The organism is Pseudomonas sp. FFPRI_1 (assembly GCF_055384485.1).
Genome location: NZ_AP029168.1, coordinates 3,152,164 through 3,165,272, shown reverse-complemented (window position 1 = coordinate 3,165,272; position 13,109 = coordinate 3,152,164). Strand labels below are relative to the sequence as shown.

Here is a 13,109-nt window from a genome sequence, read left to right as displayed (position 1 = left end):
GCTTGCCACTTGCGGCTGTGGTCAATACGCGTAGTGGGCGATCACCTGGCGGACTTTGCTCAGGGCGGTGCGCAGCTCTTCCAGGGTCACCGAGCCCAGGGCCAGGCGGATCGCATGGGGCACCGGGGCAGCACAGGCAAAGGGGCCTGCGGTAGAGACCGAGACCTGTTCGTGCAATAGCGCCATGGCCACCTGGTCGGCGCGCACTTCCTCGGGCAAGGGCAGCCAGAGGAAGTAGGCGTCGGGATGGCCGATGTATTCCAACCCTTCCAGCATCTCGCGGGCCAGGGCCTGGCGCTGCCTGGCATCGTCGCGTTTCTCCTGCTCCAGGCGCGCCACGGTACCGTCGTCGATCCAGGCACAGGCCATGGCGGTCATCACCCCCGGAGTGTTCCAGGTGGTGCAGCGGATCGCCCGTTCGATCGACGCCACCCAGGCCGGCGGCGCCACCACATAACCCACCCGCAACCCGGTGGCCACGCTCTTGGAAAAACCGGAGACGTAGACGGTGATTTCCGCTGCCAAAGCTGCCAGGGGCACGGGCGGGTTGTCGGCGAGGAAGGCGTAGGCCGCATCTTCGATGATCAGCAACCCATGTTTGCGGGCGATCGCCACCAGGCGCTCGCGCCAGGCCAGGTCCAGCACCCAGCCCATGGGGTTGTGCACGGTCGGCATGGCGTACACCGCCCGTACCCGCCGGCGCTGGCACAGGCGCTCCAGGGCATCGAGGTCCGGCCCTTGGGCCGTCAGGGCAATGGCCTGCAACTCCAGGCCCTGGGCGTCCGCCGTCACCTTGAAGCCGGGGTAGGTCAAGGCGTCGGTGGCCACGACGTCACCGGGTTTGAGCAAGGCCATCAAGGTGGTCGCCAGGCCATGCTGGGCACCACTGACTATCAGCACCTGCTCACCGGTCACCGCCAGCCCGCGGCAAGCCAGGTGCCGCGCCACCGTGGCCCGCTCGTGGCTGCGGCCAGCATGGGGCTGGTAGCGCAGCAGGGCTTCCAGGTCACCGGCCGATGCCAGCTGGCGCAATGCGCCCCTGAGCAATTCAGCCTGCCCGGGCACGGCCGGGTAGTTGAAGTTCAAGTCCAGGGTGCCGGCCGCCACGGCCTGCTGGTCGACGCCCTGGCCCGGTGGCAAGGCCGTTTCCCGGACAAAGGTGCCACGACCGGTTTCACCGCTGATCAGGCCCATGGCCTCCAGTTCGGCATACACCCGCGAGGCGGTCACCAGCGCCAGGCGCTCCTGGGCCGCCAACTCGCGGTGAGTGGGCAGGCGAGTGCCAGGAGCCAGCACCCCACTGCGGATATCGGCGGCAAAGGCATCCACCAGTTGCTTGTAGCGGGCACGGGCCATCGGGACTGTATCCATGACAATTTTTTGATTGTGCTGATTTTCGATCCTAGGATGGGCGCAACGCAAGCCCGGCCGACGCTGCCGTGGGCTTGCCCCTGCCAACCCTAGCGAGCCCCTTGAATGGAACGGACACCGAACCTGCAATCCCCAGCGCTGGAAAAGACTGCCAGTGGCTGGCTCAACGGCTTTATCGGGGTGCTGATCTTCAGTGGCTCCCTGCCGGCGACTCGCGTCGCGGTGCTGGAGTTCGACCCGCTGTTTCTCACCGTGGCTCGGGCCACCCTCGCCGGGCTCCTGGCACTGTGCATCCTGCTGCTGTTCAAGGAACGACGGCCGACCAAGGCCCAGTTGCTGCCCCTGGCTATCGTCGCCATCGGCGTGGTCCTGGGCTTTCCCCTGCTGACCGCCCTGGCCCTGCGATACGTGACCTCGGCCCACTCCATCGTGTTTCTCGGCCTGCTGCCCCTGGCCACCGCCGTCTTCGGCGTGTGGCGCGGCGGTGAACGGCCGCGCCCGGTGTTCTGGCTGTTCTCGGTGCTGGGCAGCCTGCTGGTGATCGGCTACGCCGTTGCCCAGGGCCTTAGCGCATCCCCCGAAGGCGATCTGCTGATGCTCCTGGCGGTACTGGTCTGCGGCCTGGGGTATGCCGAAGGCGCCAGACTGTCACGGACCCTGGGCGGTTGGCAGGTGATTTCCTGGGCCCTGGTGCTGTCGTTGCCACTGATGATTGTGCTGAGCCTGTGGAGCGCCCCCGCCTCGTTCAGCGGCATCAGCCTGCCGGCGTGGTTCAGCCTGGGCTATGTCTCGCTGTTCAGCATGTTGATCGGGTTTGTCTTCTGGTACCGCGGGCTGGCCCAGGGTGGGATCGCCGCCGTCGGCCAACTGCAGTTGCTGCAGCCGTTTTTCGGCCTGGCCCTGGCGGCCGGCCTGCTGCATGAGCAGGTGAGCCTGGGCATGCTTGGGGTCACCGTGGCGGTGATCCTGTGCGTGGCCGGGGCGCGCCGGTTTGCCAAGTGAAACCGAAGGCAGCGGCAGAGTTCATCGGCTCTGCCACTGAGGGTGACAAGGAAGTGAAGCAGGAACCGCAAGCAGTCCCGGGTCTAGGTCGGAGAAATAGTCGCAAGCGCACCGATCGCGATGGTCAAGGCTAAAAATCCAAACAAGAAAAACGCCATCTTAGTCATCAGGCCTCCTGAACATTAGGGGTGCGGTGCAGCGCAGGCGGTCTTCGGAGGAAGGCCGGCCGGGCGCGCCATTTTCGAACCTTGGCTGTTCTGATTACAGAGGCAGATGAGCGAGAAAAATACGGATCAGATGGGGCGATCCGCAGTACAGATCACGCCTCGTCGGGGTAATGCTGGTCGCCGCTACGGATGAGTTCCCCCCCCCAACGCCTGACTCTGATGCTTGGTGCAGCGCAGGAAATGGCCGCAGCCACGGTGCCCCTGAGGGTTGAACTTCTCCCGTTGGCCAATCTCGATCATCCGCAGCACGCCCACGGCCCTTGCGCCGCTTCTGGCCTCATAAGCTGACGGCCTCCATCACCTCCCCTGGCGGGGAACACAGGAGCAGAGGGCCGGCATTCTCGGGCAAGTTCAGTGGCGGCCTTTTGACTGGGACCATGAGCAGGCGCCCTGATGGAATCCGCTGAATGAAAAAGCCAGCCGCGCCCTCAAGGGCTGCGGCTGGCGTGCCATGGGCCGCCAAGGTTCAGGCCTGTTCTTTACGCAGCTGCCGGGCGGCGCTGACCATGTGCACCAGGGCCGCTTCGGTTTCCGCCCAGCCGCGGGTCTTCAGGCCGCAGTCCGGGTTGACCCACAAGCGCTCGGCAGGCACGCGCTGAGCAGCCTTGCGCAGCAGGCTGGCCATCTCCGAGGCATCCGGCACCCGTGGCGAGTGGATGTCGTAGACGCCCGGGCCGATCTCGTTCGGGTAGGCGAAGGCTTCGAAGGCATCCAGCAACTCCATGTCGGAACGGGACGTCTCGATGGTGATGACGTCCGCATCCATGGCGGCGATGGACTCGATCACATCGTTGAACTCGCTGTAGCACATGTGGGTATGGATCTGGGTTTCGTCACGCACGCCAGAGGCGCACAGGCGAAACACCTCGGTAGCCCAGCCCAGGTAATGCGGCCAGTGGGCGCGGCGCAGGGGCAGGCCTTCACGGAACGCGGCTTCGTCGATCTGCACGATCTTGATGCCGGCGGCTTCCAGGTCCAGCACTTCGTCACGCATGGCCAGGGCCAATTGACGGGCCTGTAGTTCACGGCTCACGTCTTCACGGGGGAAGGACCACATCAGCAGGGTAACCGGGCCGGTGAGCATGCCCTTCATCACCTTGTCGGTCAGGCGCTGGGCGTAGCGGATCCACTCCACGGTCATGGCCCTGGGGCGGCTCAGGTCGCCGAAGATCAGCGCAGGTTTCACGCAACGGGAACCGTAGCTCTGCACCCAGCCAAACCGGGTGAAGGCATAGCCGTCCAACTGCTCGGCGAAGTATTCGACCATGTCGTTGCGCTCGGCTTCACCGTGCACCAGCACGTCCAGGCCCAGGCGCTCCTGCACTTGCACCGCGTGTCGGATCTCGCTCTGCATGGCTTCGGTGTACTCGGCCGCGCTCAATTTGCCGTGCCTGAACGACTGGCGTGCCAGGCGAATGGAAGCAGTCTGCGGGAACGAGCCGATGGTGGTGGTGGGGAACAGCGGCAGGTCGAGGCCGGCGCGCTGCCGGGCGATCCGCTGGGCAAACGGCGACTGGCGCTGGCTGTCCCGGGCGGTGATGGCCGCCACGCGGGCCTGCACCGCGGGCTTGTGAATACGTGACGAGGCGGCACGCCCGGCCTGCACCGCACGGCTTTGCGCCAGGGCCTCGAGTACAGGGGCTGCCTCGGGCTCGCTCACCGCGCGGGCGAGGATCGCCACCTCTTCGCACTTCTGTACGGCAAAGGCCAGCCAGCTCTTGAGTTCGGCGTCCAGCTGGTCTTCACGGGCCAGGTCCACCGGACAGTGCAGCAGCGAGCAGGACGGCGCGACCCACAGGCGATCACCCAGGCGTGCATGGGCGTGCCGCAGAGTGGCCAGGGCTTTGTCCAGGTCGCAGCGCCAAACGTTGCGGCCGTTGACCACCCCCAGGGAAAGAACCTTGTAGGCCGGCAGGCGGTCGAGAATGGTCGGGTACTGATCGGGGGCGCGCACCAGGTCGATGTGCAGGCCATCCACCGGCAGGTTCGCCGCCAGGCCGAGGTTTTCTTCCAGGCCGCCGAAGTAGGTGGCCAGCAGTTTCTTCAACGGCTCGCGCTGGATCTGGTTGTAGGCACGCTCAAAGGCGTTCTTCCATTCCTGGGGCAAGTCCAGCACCAGGATCGGCTCGTCGATCTGCACCCACTCCACGCCCTGCTCCGCCAGGCGCTGGAAGATCTGGCCGTAGAGCGGCAACAAGCGGTCCAGCAGTTCCAGTTTGTCGAACTCGGCGCCCTTGGCCTTGCCCAGCCACAGGTAGGTCAGCGGGCCGATCACCACGGGCTTGATCGAGTGCCCCAGGTCGCGGGCCTCCTCGACTTCTTCGAACAGTTGCTCCCAGCCCAGGTGGAACTGCTGGTCGGCGCTGAACTCCGGCACCAGGTAGTGATAGTTGGTGTCGAACCACTTGGTCATTTCCTCGGCGTGGGCACCGCCGCAACAACTATCGCTGCCCCCACGGGCCATGGCGAACAGAGTCTGCAGGGAAGCCTTGCCATCATGAGGGCGGAAACGCTCGGGGATTACGCCGAACATCAGCGAGTGGGTCAGGACCTGGTCGTACCAGGCGAAATCGCCCACTGGCAACAGCTCGATCCCGGCCTTCTTCTGCAGTTCCCAGTGAGCCTGGCGCAGGTCGCGGCCAACGGCCCGCAGGCCGGCTTCGTCGAGCTCGCCTTTCCAGAAGGCCTCTTGCGCTTTTTTCAGTTCGCGGTCGCGGCCGATGCGCGGAAATCCAAGGGAATGGGCCAAAGCCATGACAAGACACTCCAAGCTGTTTGATGGAGGCCATTGTCGACAGCAGGTCGCAGGTGAGACAAACTCAATTTAATCCTGATCACTACAAATTTTACTCATGATCGCAGGGTCGATATCCGCTACCCCAAGGCAGTCCAGGCCATGGGTTCAACCCGCTCGGGCTGGCGCCAGCTCAAGCGCGCGGAGGATGTGCTGCCGTTGCGGCGTGAGGCCAAACGGGAGTTCCGCGGGAGGCTGGGTGAAGCCCTGGCCAACGACCTGCTGACCTGTGACCTGGGCACAACCCACCGGCGGATTGGCCAGCCAGGCAAGGCCCGGCGGCCAGCGAGCCGTGCCTGGCGCATGAAATCAGCATGGCAAGGCCTGGGGATTCACCTGGGTTATCGGCGGGCCAACTTGTACCGAACGCAGTCATCGTAAAAGCTTTTGCGCAAGGCTTCAGGGCGCATTCGCGAGCCGCTGTCGTAGGTCTGCTCAGTGATGCCCAGGGCCATCATGCGCATCCAGCCCTTGCTGAACTTGTAGGTCTGGATCTTCTGCCGCGCCGCATACAGCGACACCCCGGACAGTTTCAGCTCCTGAGCCCTGGCTGCCGTCCCCGCGCCCCAACTGCAAACATAGCGATCATTGGCCAGCAGTTCCCGGGCCTGGGCCGCTCCCGCCCCGCCCAGCAAGGCAAACGAAGTCAGCGTAATCAATACATGGCGCATTTTGCGGTCACCTAACCACCTGAAAATAAAGTGATTTTGGCGAGATCTGAGGAACTGCGGGGCCAGCACTTTGCCTTATTCGATAAGGCAAAGTGCCTGCCACTGATGGCTCGTCAGGCGGTACAAGCGTACGGGACGATCATGCAACCTCAGCAACTGGAACTCGCTGAACCCGGCTTTCTCGGCCACCCGCAAGGACGCACCGTGGGCCGGCTCGATGATGACCACCACCGAGGCCAATTGATGCTGGCAAAACACCCACTGCAACACCCCACGGGCAGCTTCCGAGGCCAGCCCCCGATTCCAGAATCGAGTGGCCAGTCGATACCCCAGGTTGGCCTCCTGGACCTCACCCACCTGCTCCGGGCTGACGCCGCAGAAGCCCACCAGCTCGCCACTGCCCTTCTCCACCAGAGCCCAGGGCCCGATGCCAAGCTCGGTGTAGCACTGCAGGCACCATTCGATGAACTGCAGGGTCGCCTGCTCATCACAGACCCCGCGCAAGGAATACTCCATCACCTGCGGATCGCTGAGGATGGCGGTCAACGCCGGCAGGTCGTCCCGTGACAACGGGCGGGCGATGAGGCGTGGGGTTTCAAACAACGGCACTGATGGCTCCTGGCGAATACGGCGTGGGTATCTGCTCGACACGTCCTGCCCGCCCAGCATCCTGGCGATCGGCGGGACCTGATTCTCGATCCACTCCAGTATTCCAGCAAGGAATGCCGGGATAAAAATCGCGCATTTTATTTCTCACCGCAGATCTCTTAGCGTGTCCACTTCACCACCGGAGATCATGCCGTGCCCCCTTCCCGCCCATGCCTGTATGTCGACGCCCAGTTCACCAGCCCCTACGCCCTGTCGGTGTTCGTGGTGCTGCGGGAAAAAGCCATCGACTTCGAACTGCTGACCCTAGACCTCGATGCCGGTGAGAACCAGACCCGGGACTACGCCCGGCTGTCCCAGACCCAACGGGTGCCGACCCTGGTGCTGGACGGTTTTGCCTTGTCGGAATCCTCGGCCATCGCCGAATACCTGGAACAGCTGTTCCCCGACACACCGGTCTACCCGGCCGACCCGCGGCAGCGGGCCAAGGCGCGCCAGGTCCAGGCCTGGCTGCGCAGCGACCTGCTGCCGATTCGCCAGGAGCGCTCGACCCTGGTGGTGTTCTACGGCTGCAAGGGCGCCGCCCTGTCGCCGGCGGCCGAGTCGGCGGCGCGCAAGCTGATCGCCGCTGCCCAGGAGTTGTTGGCGGACGGCCGCCCCTACCTGTTCGGCCAGTGGTCCATCGCCGATCTCGACCTGGCCTTGATGCTCAACCGGCTGATCCTCAACGGCGATCCCATGCCGCCAGCCCTGGTGGAGTACGCCCGGCGCCAGTGGCAACGGCCGGCGGTGCAGGAATGGCTGCACCTTCAGCGGCCGACGCTCTAGCCGCAGGCCGGAGCGGGTGCGCTCGCCAGGCCCCATGGCCTGATCGATGTCACGGGCAGGACGAACTGGACACACAGGACCTGCAACGCCGGGTGATGCCCCTCCTGGGCTACCTGGCGAGAGGCTCGAAGTGATCAACCCCGGGCCTTGGCCGGCGCCGAGGTATTGAGGATCACGGCAGCACGGATCAGCGCCAGCAAGGCGGGCTCATCAATATGCTGGCCGGCATGCCAGTCGATGGCGCGGCGGGTATTACCCTCCAGGCTGGCATTGAACAGGCCACTCGGGTCCGCCAGGGCGGCGCCCTTGGCAAAGGTCATTTTCACCACCGACTTGTAAGTCTCGCCGGTGCAGAGAATGCCGGCATGGGACCACACCGGCACGCCGCGCCACTTCACTGCTTCCAGTACGTCAGGATCGGCCTGGTGGATCAGCGCCCTGATTCGCCCAAGCATTTCGCCTCGCCAATCGCCGAGCCCGGCGATCTTGGCATCAATCTGCGCGCCGGCCGTGGCGGCGCTCCCGACCTCTGTGGCATCACTCTTCAACTGAGACATGACCGGTAGCCGCCCTCGCTGGATGGTTGCCACTTGAGTATTGATGAGCGAGGCCTTTTCTCAAGCTGCCCTGCTGTTTCCCGGACCGGTAGAACGGCTACGATCCACTCCCCCGCGGCCTATTGCCGTCGCCTACACAGGGATAAGCCGATGATCGAGAAAAAGCGCCTTCACCTGCTGTTCGAGTGGGGAGGCGGAACACTCTGGAGCGCCAACGATTTGGCCCGGGCCTGTTTACGGCCTGGGCCGGTCGAGGAACAACTGCCCATCGACCCGACAATACTGGAGCAGCTCAATGCCTTGTCGCAGTGGCATGACAGTGCCCTGGACTGGGCCGACCCGCTGGCGCCCAGCCCGTGGACGGCGCAGGAGCAAGCGCATTTCGACCACGCCGCGCTTGCTCTTGTCCAGCTACTGGAGGTCGAACTGGGCAGTGACTATGAAGTGATCTACCAGAGACTCTGAGCGGCCGCCCTCTCTGCCGCGATCACGGGCTACCGTCATGCCAGCAACCGATACCCGGCCCCATCAGCCCTGCGGCTGACGCATATAGGCAAACATGTGCTGCACATACTCGGCCTTGCCCAGGGGCACGCCGTTGTGTCGCAGGATGTTGTAGGCCGTGACCAGGTGGAAATAGAACTGCGGCGTGGCCCAGTTCAGCGCGTATTCCTCTCCGGTCATGTCGAAGACGATAGCGTTGGGCAACTCGATGGCCACCGCTCGCCGGTCGCTGCTGTCGATCAGCCGCCGATCCGCCGCGGCAAGAAAGGTCAGGGTGCTCTCGATCAGCACCTTGGCCTCAGCCATGCTGGCCGGCGCCGCCAGCGTCGTGACCGGTTGGCCGCTGAGACGCTGGACCGCTTCCCGTGCCTGGGTACAAGTGAAACGCACCTGGGCGGCCAGGTTGTGCATGTCTGGCGCCAAGCGCGCATCCAGCAGGTTTTGCGGGTCGAAACCCAACTCCCGGGCCCGCTCCTCGCCCTTGGCCAACAGGGTGCTCAAGGCGCGCAACATCTGGGCAAAACAGGGGACGGTCACGGCGTAGATCGACATGCTGATTCCTCGAAGGATGATTGACAGGGGAAACCCGCGCTCGGTTAACCGGTGCGCGCAAGGGACTGATCCTAGCAGAGCGCGGCCCTGGCCCGATGCCCGTCCCGCCAGCCTTCCAGGCGCAGAAAAGTACCCCTGCCCCCCCTCTGGCTGTTATGGTGCGGCCCTGTGAAAATACACCGCCTGACCCTGAGGAAAATGACCTTGAGCAGTGAAGCAAAAATGACCGGCGACCTGTTCGAAGTCGACAAGCGCCTGGCACTCAAGCCCATCGTCGACTTCAACAACTACCTGCGCGCCGCCTTCATCGACGGCCCCTGCCGCTGCGGTCGCTGCGTCGCCAGCCAGGGTGACGAAACCGGCTACCAGTACCCGCACACCTTCAACTTCGCCGGCCGCGTGGCCAACCGCCGCTTTGCCTCCACTGCCGGCAGCGATGTGCTGCTGGCCCTGAAGAAGGCCTGGCTGTCCTACACCAAGGCCGAATTGCCGGCCAGCGGCAACCTGGAACTGGACACCGTCAAGGAGTTCGTCGAGCCGGAACTGCACAAGGTGCTGGTGCCGTTGTTCGTGACCTGCGGCCTGGTCCAGGATGTGGACGGGCAACTGCAACTTCAGGCGCAAGTGGCAGCCTGAGCCGGCGTCAACCTCAAGCAACGTTCCGACAGTGCCCTCCATGCTCCCCGGTGAGGGCCCAGAAACCAGCACCGGATCCGGCCCTCAGCCCTTGCCTGAAACATGAGCCGGGTTGCCGGAGCGCCTCGACCGATCAGGATCTTGGAATGGAATCCAACCTGCTGCCCTTCGACGACACCCGTTCGATCCTGTACCGCGAGGGCTGCCTGTACTTCTTGCCCCTGGCCACGGTCTTCGAACTGATGCACATGCCCAACGCGCAGAAGCACCTGTACGAGCAGGCTCAGCACCCCGGCTGGCTGACCTGGAAAACGTTCAGCAAATGGTTTCAGCGCCCGCCGTCAGCCATGCAGATGCGCCCCAGCCAGTTGGGCAAACTGCTGAGAATGCTGCGCAGCCGCCCCAGCATGCAGCCGGTACTTGAGGACGCGCTCGCCAAGGACGTGCTGTGGCGCCCTTATGTCGAATGGTCGGGAATGCTCGCCGGATCACTGTTCGCCCACGCGCAATGCACGACGTACTGGAAAGCCAGGCTGCAGGACGAATGGGACCTGGTTTGCAGGCAACTGCCCATCGCCGGCTCCCTCCGGGCGCGGGTTGCCTTGCTGGCCGAGTCCACGCTGGCTCGCGAACTGGGATGCCCCGGTACACCCGAGCGACTCCTGGCCTTGCTGGCCACCACGGAAGATGACGACGCGCTGCTCAAGCACACGACGCTCCACCACTGCAGAATCGCGGATTGTGTCTCGGTGCTGCTGCGCTTTGCCGCCTGGCTGGTGGTCGATGGCAGCCTGATCAACTGGCAACTGCTTGCACAGGATGGTTTCCAGGACCCACTGCTCATGGAGCAGTTCCTGCCCAGGGTCGGGCCCCAGCCACAGCAATGGAGCAATCCGCTCGGCGATTGCCTGGAGCATTTTGCCAGGCTCTGTCGCAGCCCCAGCAATGTCAGCAGTTGCGCCGCCCTCGGCCAGCTCTGGGCGCAACACCAGTACCACAAGGGCCAGATCCTCGACCTGGCCTCCAAGCAGCGCTCGCTTCGCGATTGGATCAGCGGCACCAAGGGCCGGCCGCAACCCGCCAATGTGCGTTCGCTGGCACAAGCCGTCAGCCTGGCGGCCGGTGCCGTGCGCGGCCTGGAAACAACTGAGGATGATCCGCTGGTCGACAGCCTGGCGCACATGCTGCATTTCGCCGAAACCTGCCGTTTCCTGCAACAGGAAATGACTCGCGCAGGCCTTCCGGACAGCCAGATCAGCCAGGTCTTCGCTTGCTATGGGCAAGAGTACCGCCGGGCCCGACAGCTCCTCGGCGTTCCTCTGCCCGAATCATGAGGGCCGGCCCAGCGCCGGCCCTGCAATGACTAACCCTTGGACTGCTGGTGCACCTGATTGGGGTTCAACTGCTTGCCCCGGTTGCCCTGGGCCTGGTCATAGATGCGGTTGGTGCCTGGACTGCCCTTGTTGGCGTTGCGAATATCGCCACGGGCATCCTTGGGGTTCTTCTGATTCGCGGCCATGTCATTCATCCTCCTCGCGATGGTCCCAGTCGTCAGGGCGCTCGTCGTCGCCCCGGGAGCTCCAATAGGCATCGTGCTCCGGGTTCAATTGATTGGCTCGGTTGTCATCGTCGTGCTTGGCCATGCTGGCATCCTCGGTAATTGATGGGTGATCAAGGAGATCGCCCCCATCATCAACCGCTGGGTGGCAAACCCGCAGGAATTGGCCGGGAAGAAAGTCCACCACCCAGCCACCCTGGCTGCGCCTTGCCGCCCCCTGCCAGGTCGCTCACAACCAGCGCCTGACCCGTGCTGCATAGGCACTGAAATCCTCGGCAAACAAACCGGCCAGGGCCCGCTCCTCGGGCATGATCTGGAACCTGTTGATGTACAGGACGAAACCCGCTACCCCCAGCAGCGCCAGGGGCGAGGCCAGGTACAGGCTCCAGGCCAGCAGGAACAGGGCAAAGCCTGCGTACATCGGGTTGCGGGTATGCCGGTAGATGCCCGAAGTGACCAGTGCCGAGGCGCGCTCCGGCTGCAGCGGGTTGACGGTGGTCCTGGCCCGCCGGAAAGAGATGCCACCCGCCAGGACCAGGAACAGCCCCACACAGAACACCGGCAGCGTCAGCAGCCAGCGCGTGCCCAAGGTCAGGTCGAGGCTTGGTGTCCAGCGGCCGGCCAGGCCCATCAATACCCCGAACACCAGGGTGACAATGGGTGGCGGGATCCGGTGTTCCAATGACTGCATCATGGTGTTCCCCTGCGCCTTGCCGTGCCAGGAATCCGAACCAGGAATCCCCGGCCTGGAGCTGGTTGGTGGTCCGGCCCCCTTTGCTGTCGCTCGAGGCGGAACAGGCGAATGCCGGCGAAAATGGAAAAGGCAGGATCAGGAGTGTTGAGAGGGTAAGGTGATGGGCTCACTATGTCGCTCCTTGCAGCCAGGGGGCCGGACCGCCACTGCTGTCACTGTGGCGCTACAGTAGCAGGCCGTTTATAAAGGCTTCCTTCCTGCGCGGCAATGCTGCCCCTGAATCTGCGGAAACCATCAGCATGGATAACCAACATCAAGGCAGTTGCCTGTGCGGCGCGGTGACTTACCAGGTCTGCGGCCCGCTCAAAGCCGTGACCCACTGCCACTGCAGCAAATGCCGGAAAAGCCATGGGGCGGCCTTCGCCACCTATGCCAGCGTACCTCGCTCAACCCTCGGCATCAGTGACCCCCAAGCCCTGCTCAAGAAGTATGAATCTTCACCCGGCGTACTCCGCCAGTTCTGCTCCTCCTGTGGTTCCTCACTGTTCTGGTGGGATGCCCAGGGCGAGTTCCGCGATTGGATCTCCATCGCCATTGCTTCTCTGGACACGCCATTTTGCCCCCCCAAACAGAAGCACCTTTGCGTAGCCATGAAAGCCGACTGGCATGCCATTACCGACCAGCACCCGCAGGTGCAATGAGCACTGCCCCTCGATAGGCGTGCCAGTGAACATGGAGATTCCCGGTAACAAGATGACCCAACCGTTCAGCTACGTATGGCTACTGCCGCTGCTCGAGCAGCCCTATCAGGCGGTCGTGAGCAGCCAGGACCGGTACCTCGCAGGGCTCGTTAACCGAATCGAAGCCCCGGTACCCGAGCCAATCGCCTTGCGCGAGCTGCTGTTGACCGCCCTGGAATCCGACTCCGCCTATTGGGCGCAATGCGCCACACGCTGGCTGGAAGACGGCTTTCCACTGGATCCTGCGCTGCGGGACACCCTGCTGCGCCTGGCTTCGCAAAAAAAACTCGCACAATCCGTCCGCCACAGGCTGGTCATCCTCGCCCGGCGCTGGCAACGGCTGGAACCTCAGGGCTGAACCTCGGGAAA

General features: G+C 64.1%; 16 protein-coding genes. 7 read left to right on the top strand and 9 right to left on the bottom strand.

The features are described from left to right. Positions 1-21: 21 nt before the first annotated feature. Positions 22-1,356 carry an aminotransferase-like domain-containing protein gene (locus ACZ5BO_RS14135; protein ID WP_025131373.1) on the bottom strand — a complete coding sequence of 445 codons (1,335 nt, stop codon included), beginning with the start codon at positions 1,354-1,356 and terminating at the stop codon, positions 22-24. A 120-nt stretch (positions 1,357-1,476) separates the two neighbouring features. Between ACZ5BO_RS14135 and ACZ5BO_RS14130 the strand changes: the two genes are divergently transcribed. Beyond that, the gene (locus ACZ5BO_RS14130) at positions 1,477-2,373 is read left to right on the top strand and encodes a DMT family transporter (RefSeq protein WP_464700506.1); all 897 of its coding nucleotides are present in this window, start codon (positions 1,477-1,479) and stop codon (positions 2,371-2,373) included. A gap of 693 nt (positions 2,374-3,066) precedes the next feature. Here the strand turns inward: ACZ5BO_RS14130 and metE are convergent. The 3 genes from metE to ACZ5BO_RS14115 form a co-directional block, all read right to left on the bottom strand. Then, positions 3,067-5,355 (bottom strand): 5-methyltetrahydropteroyltriglutamate--homocysteine S-methyltransferase, encoded by a 2,289-nt coding sequence (metE, locus tag ACZ5BO_RS14125; RefSeq protein ID WP_464700504.1) that lies wholly within the window; start codon positions 5,353-5,355, stop codon positions 3,067-3,069. A 380-nt stretch (positions 5,356-5,735) separates the two neighbouring features. Next, positions 5,736-6,065 carry a hypothetical protein gene (locus tag ACZ5BO_RS14120; protein WP_464700502.1) on the bottom strand — a complete coding sequence of 110 codons (330 nt, stop codon included), beginning with the start codon at positions 6,063-6,065 and terminating at the stop codon, positions 5,736-5,738. Positions 6,066-6,140: 75 nt separating this feature from the next. Next, positions 6,141-6,674 (bottom strand): GNAT family N-acetyltransferase, encoded by a 534-nt coding sequence (locus tag ACZ5BO_RS14115; RefSeq protein WP_464700500.1) that lies wholly within the window; start codon positions 6,672-6,674, stop codon positions 6,141-6,143. 192 nt (positions 6,675-6,866) lie between these two features. On the opposite strand from ACZ5BO_RS14115, the gene yfcF reads away from it, so the two are divergent. Then, the gene (yfcF, locus tag ACZ5BO_RS14110) at positions 6,867-7,499 is read left to right on the top strand and encodes a glutathione transferase (protein WP_464700498.1); all 633 of its coding nucleotides are present in this window, start codon (positions 6,867-6,869) and stop codon (positions 7,497-7,499) included. 134 nt (positions 7,500-7,633) lie between these two features. On the opposite strand, the gene ACZ5BO_RS14105 is transcribed toward yfcF, so the two are convergent. Continuing rightward, a complete protein-coding gene (locus ACZ5BO_RS14105) occupies positions 7,634-8,056 on the bottom strand; it encodes a DUF1801 domain-containing protein (protein WP_025131380.1) in 423 nt (140 codons plus the stop codon). 150 nt (positions 8,057-8,206) lie between these two features. On the opposite strand from ACZ5BO_RS14105, the gene ACZ5BO_RS14100 reads away from it, so the two are divergent. Further along, on the top strand, positions 8,207-8,521 hold the full coding sequence (locus tag ACZ5BO_RS14100; RefSeq protein WP_464700495.1) for a hypothetical protein: 315 nt from the start codon (positions 8,207-8,209) through the stop codon (positions 8,519-8,521). Between the two features lie 63 nt (positions 8,522-8,584). Here ACZ5BO_RS14100 and ACZ5BO_RS14095 read toward each other — a convergent pair whose 3' ends face one another. Further along, positions 8,585-9,112, bottom strand: a complete 528-nt coding sequence (locus ACZ5BO_RS14095) for a DUF1993 domain-containing protein (RefSeq protein ID WP_464700493.1) — start codon at positions 9,110-9,112, stop codon at positions 8,585-8,587. Positions 9,113-9,310: 198 nt separating this feature from the next. On the opposite strand from ACZ5BO_RS14095, the gene ACZ5BO_RS14090 reads away from it, so the two are divergent. Together ACZ5BO_RS14090 and ACZ5BO_RS14085 are read left to right on the top strand one after the other, a co-directional pair. Further along, complete coding sequence (locus tag ACZ5BO_RS14090) at positions 9,311-9,748, top strand: hypothetical protein (RefSeq protein WP_464701268.1); 438 nt, start codon at positions 9,311-9,313, stop codon at positions 9,746-9,748. Between the two features lie 146 nt (positions 9,749-9,894). Further along, positions 9,895-11,082, top strand: a complete 1,188-nt coding sequence (locus ACZ5BO_RS14085; RefSeq protein ID WP_464700492.1) for a hypothetical protein — start codon at positions 9,895-9,897, stop codon at positions 11,080-11,082. 29 nt (positions 11,083-11,111) lie between these two features. Here ACZ5BO_RS14085 and ACZ5BO_RS14080 read toward each other — a convergent pair whose 3' ends face one another. The 3 genes from ACZ5BO_RS14080 to ACZ5BO_RS14070 form a co-directional block, all read right to left on the bottom strand. After that, positions 11,112-11,267 carry a hypothetical protein gene (locus ACZ5BO_RS14080; protein ID WP_177330322.1) on the bottom strand — a complete coding sequence of 52 codons (156 nt, stop codon included), beginning with the start codon at positions 11,265-11,267 and terminating at the stop codon, positions 11,112-11,114. Position 11,268: 1 nt separating this feature from the next. Continuing rightward, a complete protein-coding gene (locus ACZ5BO_RS14075; RefSeq protein ID WP_256245063.1) occupies positions 11,269-11,391 on the bottom strand; it encodes a hypothetical protein in 123 nt (40 codons plus the stop codon). Positions 11,392-11,535: 144 nt separating this feature from the next. Continuing rightward, complete coding sequence (locus tag ACZ5BO_RS14070; RefSeq protein WP_464701266.1) at positions 11,536-11,997, bottom strand: methyltransferase family protein; 462 nt, start codon at positions 11,995-11,997, stop codon at positions 11,536-11,538. A 302-nt stretch (positions 11,998-12,299) separates the two neighbouring features. Between ACZ5BO_RS14070 and ACZ5BO_RS14065 the strand changes: the two genes are divergently transcribed. After that, a complete protein-coding gene (locus ACZ5BO_RS14065; RefSeq protein WP_464700489.1) occupies positions 12,300-12,701 on the top strand; it encodes a GFA family protein in 402 nt (133 codons plus the stop codon). Between the two features lie 31 nt (positions 12,702-12,732). Then, entirely contained in the window at positions 12,733-13,098 is a 366-nt protein-coding gene (locus ACZ5BO_RS14060; RefSeq protein ID WP_464701264.1) for a hypothetical protein, read from the top strand. Positions 13,099-13,109: the final 11 nt, after the last annotated feature.